This is a genomic window from Pseudomonas sp. RA_5y_Pfl1_P24, from assembly GCF_963970945.1.
GTDB lineage: Bacteria > Pseudomonadota > Gammaproteobacteria > Pseudomonadales > Pseudomonadaceae > Aquipseudomonas > Aquipseudomonas tritici.
In genome coordinates, this window is sequence record NZ_CAXAOJ010000005.1 from 92,086 (window position 1) to 104,237 (window position 12,152).

Genomic DNA, 12,152 nt, shown 5'->3' on the forward strand with positions numbered 1-12,152 from the left:
TTTGTTTAGGCTAGCAATCAATGGCTCTTTTTCTTTTCATCCAAATAAAAATTCAGATATTTCTTTGGTCTTTCTTGAAAGGCCCTTGCCTGACCGAACCCATAAGCCTCATCAAAGGCTTTGTAAGCCTCGGCATTTTTTCCCAATTCGAGAAATACCATTCCGACGTTTATCAGTGGGCCGGTATCAATATCTGACTCTCGGCCATCAAGCGTCTTTTGTGCCCATGACTCAGCTGCTTGGAAATCGCCGCTGTCGAAGTGAAGGTTGAAGAAAGAACCTGTAACCCACGACGATAAGGGCGCCCACTCAAGCTTTGGCTCAGGCAGTAAATCCCATGCCTGTTGGTACAGGACCTGCGCTTCAGTTTTTTTGTTTTGCTCATCGAGATCATTGCCCATCGCCATGACAGCCATGATTTTGTCTGCCAGTGTTGGATTTTCGTCTGCCAAGTCTTTCATACATAATCCTTACTAATATTTAGGCTTTTCTGCCGGGCCGATAAAGTCGCCGGGGTCCTTGTACCGGTCCGTCAGCAGTGCGCCTTTTGATCGGTTGTGGGAATAGTATTCCAGCTCATAGTTGTCAGGATCGCGCATCCAACCTCTCACTTCCTTGGTTTTAGCTCCGTGGTAACCACCTTTGCTGTTCCAATATTTAACAGCATCGGTTTTATGAGCCATATCAGCATCTTTGATCGAGTACCACTTTTTATCAGTGCTCTGGAACCGCATGTTTTTTCCGGAGCCAACTATTTTCCCTTCGGCTCTCATCCGCGCTATCACCGCTTTCCCTGTACGGCTGGCTTTGCCTGGTGTTCTACCCACGGAGTTCAGACGGCAGGACAAGCCGAGTGGGTCGATCCAACCGAACGGATTGGACGCGTACGCATAGAAATTCAAACCTCCGTGTAAACCTATCGGATCCGGCGTCGTAAACCGCCCCACATCCGGATCATAAAACCGGAACGTGTTGAAATGCAGCCCCGTCTCCCGATCCAGATACTGCCCCTGAAACCGCAGGTTCTGCTCTTCGATGTAATAAGGCTCACGTACTTCCTCAACCGTATTGCCCCACACCCGATAAGTAGCCTGCCAGACGCTGTGCCCATCGGCCTCGGTTAGTTGCTCGGGCAACCCGTTCAGGTCGTTGTGGTAGTAGCGAATCTTCTGCAACGGACCAATGCCGTCGACGCGGGCAAGGGGTTCGTAGCCGTCATCATCGTAAACATAGAGGCTGGTCTGGCTGTGTTTATGCTCCTGCAACAACCGCAGTCCGTCCCAGGTGAATCGAGTTTCGCCTAGCGGATAACCATCGTTGCCGTGCTCAGTTTTCTCGATGCGTCGACCCAGCGGGTCATAGGTCATCCTGACCACGCCGCCGTTCTCATTACGTACTTCAACCAACCGGCTTTCCGCGTCATACGCAAAGCGTTGCACGCCTCGTTTGGCGCTGCGCTTTTCAATCATCCGGCCAAACGCATCGTAGCGATAACGCTTGTCCTGATAGGTCAGCAGCTTGTTATGCACCACCAACCCGGCACCCGCCTGCGGGCCATCCAGCAGGTTGGCAGCGGCGTCGTAGGCGAAGGTTTCACGCTGGCCGTGCAGGCTGTCCTGGCTGGCGATGATGCGGCCGGTGGCGTCGTAGTGCAGCAGTTGGCGGTGTTGAGCGGCGGGTTGTTGGTCGAGTTTGCCGATCAGGTTGTCGGCGGGGTCGTATTCAAACTGTTTTTGCGCCGCAGCGGGCAGCAAGGTTGACTGACTGGCGTGACGACGCTGGCGTGAACGCAGGCGGCCACTGCGGTCGTATTCGCTGCGGGTGCTCAGTTGGCCCTGGGTGCGCAGCACTTCGCGGTGCAGGCGGTCACGCTCGAAGTCGCTGATGACCTGGCCGTCCAGGTTGACCTGGTGCAGGTGGCCGCTGCCGTAGTACAGGCGGTTGAGCCACCGGCCGTCCGGCAGTTGGGTTTGGATCAGGTTGCCGAGTTCGTCGTAGTGGTGTTGCAGGTTCCCCGCCGAACTCTGCTCGCAAAGCAGTTGGCCGAGGGCGTCGTAGGCAAAGCCCAGGGCTTGGGCATTGCCCTGCGAATCGGTGAAGGTGACAGCCGTGAGCTGGTCCACTGCGTCGTAGTGGTAGTCGGTACGGCCATCGTCGGTGGTCTTGGCAATCAGTCGGCCCACCGCATCGCGTTCCAATCGATGGACGATCGGCGCGGGCAGCGTTTCGGGCACCAGGGCCAGCCCGTTTCCGTAAGGCGCCGGCACGGCTGTCACTGCTGTGACATTGTCCAGCGGGTCATAGCTGTACTGCTTGGCGCTGCCGTCGAGGTCTTGCTGTTCAGTCAGCCGATCCCCGGCGTCCCACGCAAAGCGATAGCGTTCGCCGTTCTCGTTGATCAGCGCTTGCAGCCGTCCATAGCTGTCATAGCCGAACTGCACCTGTCGCCCATGGGCGTCGGTCCGTTGTCGGACTTGGCCACGGCGGTTGTGTTGGTAGAGGGTGGTGTGTCCGGCTGGATCGGTGTAGCCCACCAACTGACCGCTGACATCGCGCTTATAGTGCTCGGTGCGGCCGTCCGGCAGTTGGGTACTGAGCAAGCGTCCCTGGGCGTCGTAGCTAAATTGAGTGCGCTCGCCAAGGGCGTCGGTGATGACCTGCAAATACCCCCGCTCGTCGTAGCTGAAGCGCGTTGGATAACCTGAGCAGTCGATGTGCTCGGCCAGTTGCCCGAACGGATTCCAGCGCAGTTTTTTGCTTTTGCCGGTGGCGTCAATAATTTCCACGGGCTGGCCATGTGCGTCATAGCGGTAGCGCGTGACGTAGCCCAGCGGATCGGTTTCGGCGATGCAATTGCCGCGCGGGTCGTAGCGATACCGCCAACTGTTATCGGCGGCGTCGGCTTCTACCTGCGGCAGCGCCCAGTGTTCCAGCCACAAAGTCGAGTCGCTGCGGCCTAGCGGGTCGGTCTCGCCGATGAGGTTGCCGCTCTCATCGTAGCTGTACTCATAGCGCCCACCCAGGGGGTCGGTGGCGCTGAGCAATTGGCGTTCGTCGTTCCATTCGAACAGCCAGGTCTGACCGAGGTTATCGCTGTACTGAATGATCTGGTGCTGAGTGTTCCAGTGGCGGGTGCTGACGCGCTGCAAGCCATCGGTGATGTGAGTGAGGCCCACCTTCAAGTCATAGTCGAACTGGTAAGTGTCACCCTCATCGGTCCAGTGCCGGACCACACGCCATTCCAAGTCCTCAATCAAGGCCCATTCATAGAAGCACCGCAGCCCGGTGGGTAGTTGATGCTCCACCATTCGACGCGCCACGTCGTAGGCAAAACGCCTTTGCACCTGGCCGGTTGCGTCACGCACCTCAGCCAGATTGCCGGCCGCGTCGTAGCCATAACTGACGAGCACTTCGCGGCGTTGGTCGGGGTACAGGCGCTCAATGTGAGTCAGATGCTCTTGGTCACGGATCAGCTCAATCTGCACTAAGTCGAAGGTATCGCGCAGGCGTACCAGGCGCCCGGCTTCGTCATAGTCAATATGGATGCGGTTGTCGTTGCGATCGCCCAGTTGGCTCAAACGCAGGCGCGTCGGATTGGCCGGCGTGGGTTCGAACAAGCGGTACAGACCATCATCACTTTCGATCAACAACTGCCCATTGAGGTGTCGCCGCACGACGAGCCCTTCACCGGCGCTGAATACCGCGCCGCCCAACGGGATCGAACCCATGTCAATCGGGCGTCCCTGCTCGTCGGTGTAGACCAGCGTCTCTCCGCCTTCGGGATGCGGACGGATCTCTACGCACACTTCATAGGGCACGCTCCAGCCAGCGCCAAACAGGCTGTCCGAGCGTTCGTCGCGGCTGTTGTAGAAGCGCTGCCAGTCGATCGGCAGGATGCCGGGTAAGACGAAGTCCAGCTCTTCGACGTCGCCCAGTACCTTCGCGCCTGTCGCCGCATGTACCGGATTCGACGAACCCATCGCCGCGTTGGCCATCGCCCCCATCGCACTGCTGACCGCCATCGAAGTGGCTCCGCCGATCAGCATGCACGGCAACTTGCTGAAGAACTTGCCCTTGCCACCCTTGAGCATCAACAACGCCGTGACCGCCAACCCCACACCCGGGGTCTTGCCGCTGCGAATTTCCCGCACCACCACCGAACCACCGCCAATGGTCACGTTGGAAGAAATCAGGCCCGACGACACCACGGTTGCATCGCAGGTACTGCGGTCTCCACTGCGCACCGCCGGTTGGCCGTTGACGGTGACCTTTTCCGACCCTTCGGCTAGAAACTGCGGCGGCATCGGTGGGTGCTTCATGCACGCCACCAGGTCCAGCGGCTTGGGTACGGCGCCGGGTGCGGGCGTTGCAACTGTAGGGCGCCACATCTGCGAGAAGAAGCTCTCGGCCATGTCCAGGTAACCGGGCTCGGGAGCGGGTTCTTCCAGCTCGGTGCCGGCCGGCGCGACATGGGAACTGATCGCCCCGGCGGCGCGGGCGGCGGGGATGTTGTTGGTCAGGGTGTTGGTGGAGCCGGTAAGAATATTGGCCTGCACCGTGGGCGGAAACAGCGCGTTGCTGAAACTTTCACATAAATTCGATAAGCCTTTGTCGGCCCCGGTCTTGCTCATGGCCAGGCCGACAATCGTGCCCACCACCGCACCCAGGAGGAAGCAACCTAGCCCGCCGGTGGCGACGGTGATACCGGTGGCGGCAACCACCGCAGCGGTTGCGACGGCGGTGATCGCGATATTGGCCGCCACCTCCAGCACCCCGCCAAGGATGTCCGCCATCATCGAGGTGTGGGAGAGCGCATCGCCCATCCGGGCAGCCCAGAGTGCATCAGACAAGGACTGCACTTCCGTGCCTGATTGAATTGAACGCACAACTTTCCATAGTCGCCGTGTCCTTGAGTGTCATGGCATACGCATCAGTGCTGTCTTCAACCGTTTTATCAGCGTGGGACTTTCCAGGCATTCCAGCGGGGTGATGTTGTCCAGTGCCGGAACCGTTTGCCCGATCCACCACAACCCCTCCTCAAGGCCCCGTTTCCCGCGCAGTATCACTGCCATGTCGAGATGGCCGCCCAAGGCCTTGGCCAGTTCACGCGCATCGTCGTCAAGGTAGTCTTCTTCATACAAGGCCACTGTGCTCTGCCAGTCCGCGTCACCCGGGTATTCGTTTTCCAGTCGTTCCATGTTCAAAAACCTGCAAAGGAGATCAAGTTGCTGCCAGTCGGGTTGCGTGCCGATGGCGCCAGGATTCCATCATAGCCATTGGCCTTGGCCCAGTTGCCGATCTGATGGGTCTCGGTGTACTTCGAGCCGGTGATGCTTTTAAGGCTGACCCCTAGCTGTTTGCGCACATCGGCGCGGGTCAGGTCCAAGACATTATTGAGCTGCACTTTCTTGCTGACCAACACCCGTTTGGACAGGTCGACCTTCCAGTGCGTGACCTCGCCCAGCGCGGTTTTCCGTGAGTTCGCGCCATACACCCCGCCGACGCCTTTGGTGGTGTAGCGGTGTGTGGACTCCACATTCCACTTGTGCGCCTGCCAAGTGGTCCCGATGCGCCCCGGTTCCTCGAACCGATACACGGTGCGACTGACCTTGCGCCCCTTGGGTGGGCTGGAGCATTTCATCAGGCCCAGCGGGTCAATCCAGCTCAGCGGGTTGGGCGCATATTGATAGAGATTCAGGCCGCCGGCCAGACCGATGGGGTCGGGTGTGGTGAAGCGCCCGATATCCGGGTCATAAAAGCGCAGAGTGTTGTAGTGCAGCCCCGTTTCCCGGTCTAGATACTGGCCCTGGAAGCGCAGGTTCTGTTCTTCGATGAAATAGGGTTCTCGGCTTTCCTCGACGGTATTGCCCCAGACTTCATAGCGCGCTTGCCACACCGTATGGCCGTCGCTCTCGGTGAGGCGTTCGGGCAAACCGTTGAGGTCGTTGTGGTAGTAGCGGATTTTTTGAAGGTCACCTGTGCCATCGATACGGGCCAGTGGTTCGTAGCCCTCGTCGGCATAGATATAGAGGCTGGTCTGCTGATTGCAGTGCTCCTGCACGAGTTGCAGCGCGTCCCAAGTGAAACGTGTCTGGCTCCGCTGCACACCGTTGCGGTCGTAGGTGGTCTTGGCGGTGCGCCGGCCCAGCGGGTCATAGGTCATGATGACCCAGGAACCGTCATCGTTGTGCACCTGTGCCAGCCGTTGCTCCGCGTCGTAGCTGAAGCGTTGGGTGCCGCGCCGAAGGCTGCGCTTTTCAACCATCCGGCCAAAACCGTCATAGCGGTAATGTTTGTCCTGGTAGGTCAGCAATCGGTTGTTGGCGACCTGTCCTGAGCCGTCCAGCAGGTTAGCCGCCGGGTCGTAGCGGAAGGCTTCCCGTTGACCCATGAGGTTGTCCTGGCTAGCCAGAATGCGGCCGGTAGCGTCGTAATGCAGCAATTGGCGGTGTGCCGTGCCGGGCTGGCTGTCGTAGCGTTCGACCAGTTGGTCGCTGTCGTCATAGCCCAAGCGTGTCTGCACCGGTGGATGTAACAGCGAGTGGTCCGGTTGGCGGCGCTGGCGGGCACGCAGACGTCCACTGCGGTCATATTCGCTACGCGTACTGATACGGCCCTGGGTGCGCAGCACTTCGCGGTGCAGACGGTCCCGCTCGAAGTCACTGATGACCTGCCCATCCAGGTTGACCTGATGCAAGTGCCCGCTACCGTAGCGCAGGCGGTTGAGCCAGCGGCCGTCGGGAAGTCGGGTCTGGGTCAGGTTGCCCAATTCGTCGTAGAGATGCTCCAGGCAACCGGCGGCGCTTTGTTCGAGGGTCAGCTGACCGAGGGCGTCATAACCGAAGCCCAGGGTTTGCTGCTCGCCATCGTGTCCTGTAAAGGTGATGGCTGTGACTTGGTCGAGTTCATCGTAGCGGTACGTCGTGCAACCATCTACGGTGCGCTTGGCGATCAGCCGGCCTGCTGCATCCCGCTCCAGATCATGAATGATGGCGGGCTCGGCGTCGGACGATGCGAGGGTTTCTACCTGTGTGACATTGTCCAGCGGGTCGTACGTGTACCGTTTTCGACAGCCGTCCAAGCGCTGTTCGAGGGTCAGGCGATCACCGTCGTCCCAGTCGAATCGGTAGTGCTCACCATTTTCGTTGGTCAGGCTGTGCAGGCGGCCATAGACGTCATGGCTCAACTCCACACGGCGGCCATGGGCGTCGATGCGCTGGCGCAACTGGCCGTTCGACGAATGTTCGAAGCGCGTGGTGTGGCCGGCAGGGTCGCTGTAGCCGATCAACTGGCCGCTGGCGTCACGCTGATAGTGCTCGCTGCGCCCATCGGGCAACTGCTTGCTGATCAGTCGGCCCTGGTCGTCATAATTGAAGCTGGTGCGTTCCCCGAGCGCGTCGGTACTGGCCAGCAGCAAGCCTCGCTTGCAGTAGCTCAAACGGGTGGTAAGGCCCGTACAGTCGGTGTGCTCGCTCAATTGACCCAGTGGGGACCAGCGCAAGGTCTTGCGCTTGCCGCTGGCGTCGATGATCTCCCTGACTTGGCCGTGTCCGTCATAGTGATAGACCGTGCGGTTGCCCAGTGGGTCGGTTTCGCGAATGCAGTTGCCCCGCGAGTCGTAATCGTACTGCCAGGTATTGCCAGCGGCATCGCTCTCCGCCAGTGGCAGCGCCCAGTGCTCCAGCCACAAGGTCGATTCACTGCGCCCCAGGGGGTCGAGGGTCTCAGTCAGGTTGCCGGCATCATCGTAGCTGAACTGATAATGCCCACCGAGAGGGTCGGTTGCGCCCAGCAGTTGGCTATCATCATTCCACCGGAAGGCCCAGGTTCGCCCCAGTGCATCGGTGGACGCGATGATCTGGTGTCGCTCATCCCAGTGTCGAATGCTGACGCGCGCCAGCCCGTCGGTGATACGGGTGATGCCTGTATCCAACGCATAGTCGAATGTGTAGGTGTCCCCGGCCTCCGTCCAATGCCGGACAACACGCCATTCAAGGTCGTCAACCTTGGCCCACTGATAGAAGCAACGAAGGCCGGTGGGCAATTGATGCTCGACCATGCGCTGCCCGGCATCATAGGCAAAACGGCGCTTCACGTGCCCGTCGGACTGGCGTACAGAGGCCAGGTCGCCACGGGCGTCGTAGGCGTAATGCATCAGTACTTCACGGTGTTGGTCGGGATACAGGCGTTCGATTCGGCTGACGCGATGGGGCCAAGTGTTGTCGTACGTCAGCTCGACCCTCACCAGGCCAAAGGTGTCACGCAGGCCCAGCAGGCGACCATCGTCGTCATAGTCGAGGTGGATTCGGTTGTCGTTGCGATCTCCCAGTTGGCTCAGGCGTAGCAACGATGCGTCCTGTGGCGCCGGATCGAACAGTCGGTACAAGCCGTCTGCGCTTTCGATCAGCCACTGGCCGCTCAAGTGACGCTTGACGCTGAGGCCTTCGCCAGCGCTGAACACGGCACCCCCCAAAGGGATCGAACCCATGTCGATACGTCGACCCTGCTCGTCGATGTACAACGCGTAGTCGCCCCCTTCAAGGTGAGGCAGCAGCTGCACGCTGACTTCATAGGGCACACTCCAGCCGGCACCAAACAAGCCATCGCGGCGTTCATCCCGGCTGTTGTAGAAGCGCTGCCAGTCGATGGGCATGATCCCGGGCAAAGCGAAATCCAGCTCCTCGGGGCCGCCCAGCACTTTGGCCCCCGTGCTCGCGTGCACCGGGTTGGAAGAGCCCATGGCGGCGTTGGCCAGCGCGCCCATGGCCTGACTGACCACAAACGAATTGACGCCTGCCAGCAGCATGCAGGGAAGGTTGCTGAGGAACTTGCCTTTACCCCCCTTGAGCATCATCAGCGCGGTGACGGCCAGGCCAACGCCCGGCGTCTTGCCGCTGCGGATCTCGCGCACCACCACTGAGCCCCCGCCGATAGTCACATTGGGCGAAATCAGCCCCGACGACACCACGGTGGCGTCGCAGGTGCTCCGGTCACCGCTGCGTACCGCCGGTTGACCGTTGACCGTGACCTTTTCCGAGCCTTCGGCCAGAAACTGCGGCGGCATCGGCGGGTGTTTTGTGCAGGTCACCACGTCCAGCGGTTTAGGGACTGCGCCGGGCGCTGGCGTGGCGACGGTGGGGCGCCACATTTGCGCAAAGAACCCTTTGGCCATGTCCAGGTAGCCGGGCTCTTCGCTGTGTTCCGGTGCTGGCGGCGTTGTTTCGGTTTCGGTGCCCGCAGGTGCAACGTGGGAGGGCACGACGCCGGCCGCGCGCGCAGCGGGCAAGGCGTTGATCAGTGTGTCGGTGGACCCGCTGAGGATTGTGGCCATCACCGAGGGAGGGAACAGCGCGTTGCCGATTCCCTCGCACATGGCGCTCAACCCCTTGTCGGCACCGGTCTTGCTCATGGCGATGCCGACGATCACGCCGACTACCGCCCCCAGTACGCAGGCCCCCAGTCCACCGGTCGCGACGGTAATGCCGGTAGCCGCCACCACCGCAGCGGTTGCCAGCGCGGTAATCGCCACGTTAGCCGCCACTTCCAGCACGCCGCCGAGGATGTCCGCCATGACAGAGGTGTGGGACAGCCCATCGCCCAGGCGCGCAGCCCAGAGCAGTGCGTCAGACATGCAAAGGCCGCTTCACTGGGGGACGTCGAACACGAGCGAGCTCTTGATCGTCGACCAGTGCGCCGCCTCGGCGTCCCCAAGCTTGTCAGCCTTCACATAACTCAATGCAAGCATCTTGCGCGTACCCGGCAACACCAGCGCCAGTTGGTACTGGAACACCTTGTCATTGCCCTTGTTGAACTGGCTGCGCAGCTCGATGCCTTCGACCTCTTGCGCGGCGCCCAGGCGCACGTCCACACCCGGTTGATAGCGCAAATCCTGCACCTGTTTTTCCAGGCGCTGGAGTTGGTCATTGAAGTTGCTGTGCAGGGTTTCGCCTTCGGCCAGCAGGCTGCGGCTGACGATCAGGGACGTCCCCAATTCAGGGAACTTGAGGATATTGATCGTCGCGTCCTGCAACTCACTGGCGGGCAGTTGAAACTGAAATTCGTTGATCCGGTACGTCATGGCAAACAGGTCTCGTCAGGAGCTTTTAGGCGCGGGGAACGCGGCTTTAATGTTGGCGTCGATAGCGCCTTTCTGGCCCTGGCCATCGGGCGTGGCACCTGGGCCGCCGCCGTTGTTCAGGTGCAGCACGCCGCCGGTGTTGAACTCGGCGTCGCCGCTGGCGTAGAAGCTGATTTGCACACCGGTGAGGTTGATCTGCCCGCTCGCATTCAACTCCAGAATGCTTTCACCGCAGACTAGGCGCAGGTTCTCGCCCACTTCGATGACGTAGCTCTGGCTGATGCTGTCGGTCTTCCTCTGGCCCACGGAGAGGATGTCTTCCTGCTTGACGATGCGCAGGCGGTTGTTGCCGATGGTCACCGTCTCGTCATGCCCAATACTCTTATTCCGGTCATGCCCCACGGAATGGCTTTCGTCGACCTCGACCACAATGTCCTGATTCCGCTCGGCATGGATATACAACTGCTCCAACCCCTTCTTGTCCTCCATGCGGATTTCATTGAAGTTGGCCGGCGTGCCACCTTTGCTGGATCGACTCTTCATGCCGCTCTGAGTCGCGTTCTCCGGTAGGTCGTAAGGCACCGTCTGCTCGGCGTTGTACACCCGGCCGGTGATGATCGGCCGGTCGGGGTCGCCTTCGAGGAAGCTCACAATCACTTCCTGGCCGATCCGTGGGATCTGCATCGAGCCCCAGTTTTTCCCGGCCCAGGATTGCGACACACGAATCCAGCACGAGCTGTTTTCGTTGGATTGATCGTGACGGTCCCAGTAGAAATGCACCTTCACCCGGCCGTACTGGTCGGTCCAGATTTCCTCGCCTTTGGGGCCGACCACCAGCGCGGTCTGCGGGCCTTTGACGACAGGGCGGTGCGTATTGGCCAGTGGGCGGAAGCTTTGTTGGGCGTCGATGCAGGTGAGGCTGCTTTCAAACTGCGCCGACCCCGAGCCGCCGCCGCTTTCCAGGCTTTCCTGGACGATGTAGTAGCGGCAGCCGACGATCAGGTATTCGCGGTTTTGGTCCTGGCGACTGAAGCCGGTCAGGCTGAACAAATGCCCTGAACCCAGGCCACGGGCGTTGCCGCTGAACTCGACCTGTTCGTGCAGGGTTTGCAGGGCTTCGATGCGGGTGCGCGCATAGTGCTCGCCGTCTTCGCTTTGCACGTAGGTGCCGGGGTAGTCGTACAGCGGATAGTCGCCGGCGGTGTGCGGACGCGGCATGGCCGAGCGCACGTCGATGCTGGCGCTGGGGCGCTGGAAGTCGTAGTCGTTGAGCTCCAGCGAGCCCGGCTGCACTTCGTGCGCCAGGTGCCAGTTGTGCATGTGGTCGCGTTCGCGCTGCTGCTCGTCCTTGGGGTAGTACGGGATCGACGCGTAGCCGGGCACGCTAGTGTGGGCGCCATAGGCGTCGGCCAGCACCAGCACATGGCGGTCCTGTTCGTGGCGGAAGAAGTAATAGATGCCTTCCTGTTCCATCAAGCGGCTGACGAACTCGAAGCTGGTCTCGCGGTATTGCACGCAGTATTCCCACTCGCGGTACGGCCGGCTCAGGGCGTCTTCGAAGTCGGAAAAACCAAGGTCGCGAAACACCTGCTTGATGATCTGCGGGATGCTCAGGTTCTGGAAAATCCGGCAGTCCGAAGTGCGGCTGAGCAGCCACAGCCACGGGCGCAGCGTTACCTGGTAACTGGCGAACTGGCCCTGGTCGATGTTCTGGCTGCAGCGCGCAACGATGCCGTGGAAATGCCGCTCGCCGCCATCCGCCAGTTGCAGGCCCACGCTCATGGGTTTGCCGAGCAGCTGGTTGAGGTCGATGTTGGCGTCCAGGGACGTCAGTTGCAGCTCATAGTTGAACAGCCTGCCCAGCTCTTCACCGCCGCCCATTTCATTGAGCAGCAGCACATCCGGCCCGAGAGGGCTGGTGATCTTGGCCAGGCGTGAGGCTTGGTTGAATAGCATTGGGCGTCCTGTAAAGGTCTTGATTACTGAAGGAACCGAATCCAATGTGGGAGCTGGCTTGCCTGCGATAGCAATTGAACATTCAACATTTATGTTGACTGATACACCGCTATCGCAG

The 12,152-nt window shown here is 60.4% G+C and carries 6 protein-coding genes; all 6 read right to left on the reverse strand.

Features of this window, described 5'->3' with window-relative positions; genetic code table 11:
- Positions 1 to 17 precede the first annotated feature (17 nt).
- The 6 genes from AACY30_RS09445 to AACY30_RS09470 all read right to left on the reverse strand — a co-directional run bounded on the left by AACY30_RS09445 (position 18) and on the right by AACY30_RS09470 (position 12,034).
- Entirely contained in the window at positions 18 to 461 is a 444-nt protein-coding gene (locus AACY30_RS09445) for a hypothetical protein (RefSeq protein WP_339540212.1), read from the reverse strand.
- A gap of 12 nt (positions 462 to 473) precedes the next feature.
- Complete coding sequence (locus AACY30_RS09450) at positions 474 to 4,850, reverse strand: RHS repeat-associated core domain-containing protein (RefSeq protein ID WP_339540213.1); 4,377 nt, start codon at positions 4,848 to 4,850, stop codon at positions 474 to 476.
- Positions 4,851 to 4,916: 66 nt separating this feature from the next.
- Entirely contained in the window at positions 4,917 to 5,198 is a 282-nt protein-coding gene (locus AACY30_RS09455; RefSeq protein ID WP_339436640.1) for a hypothetical protein, read from the reverse strand.
- Positions 5,199 to 5,200: 2 nt separating this feature from the next.
- Positions 5,201 to 9,631 (reverse strand): RHS repeat-associated core domain-containing protein, encoded by a 4,431-nt coding sequence (locus AACY30_RS09460; protein ID WP_339540214.1) that lies wholly within the window; start codon positions 9,629 to 9,631, stop codon positions 5,201 to 5,203.
- Positions 9,632 to 9,643: 12 nt separating this feature from the next.
- The gene (locus AACY30_RS09465) at positions 9,644 to 10,078 is read right to left on the reverse strand and encodes a DcrB-related protein (RefSeq protein ID WP_065880297.1); all 435 of its coding nucleotides are present in this window, start codon (positions 10,076 to 10,078) and stop codon (positions 9,644 to 9,646) included.
- Positions 10,079 to 10,093: 15 nt separating this feature from the next.
- On the reverse strand, positions 10,094 to 12,034 hold the full coding sequence (locus AACY30_RS09470; RefSeq protein WP_339471098.1) for a type VI secretion system Vgr family protein: 1,941 nt from the start codon (positions 12,032 to 12,034) through the stop codon (positions 10,094 to 10,096).
- Positions 12,035 to 12,152 lie beyond the last annotated feature (118 nt).

Excerpts from the sequence above, each read along its gene's own strand:
- AACY30_RS09455 (WP_339436640.1), bottom strand. The coding sequence starts at position 5,198 with ATGGAACGACTGGAAAACGAATACCCGGGTGACGCGGACTGGCAGAGC.
- AACY30_RS09460 (WP_339540214.1), bottom strand. The coding sequence starts at position 9,631 with ATGTCTGACGCACTGCTCTGGGCTGCGCGCCTGGGCGATGGGCTGTCC.
- AACY30_RS09465 (WP_065880297.1), bottom strand. The coding sequence starts at position 10,078 with ATGACGTACCGGATCAACGAATTTCAGTTTCAACTGCCCGCCAGTGAG.
- AACY30_RS09445 (WP_339540212.1), bottom strand. The coding sequence starts at position 461 with ATGAAAGACTTGGCAGACGAAAATCCAACACTGGCAGACAAAATCATG.
- AACY30_RS09470 (WP_339471098.1), bottom strand. The coding sequence starts at position 12,034 with ATGCTATTCAACCAAGCCTCACGCCTGGCCAAGATCACCAGCCCTCTC.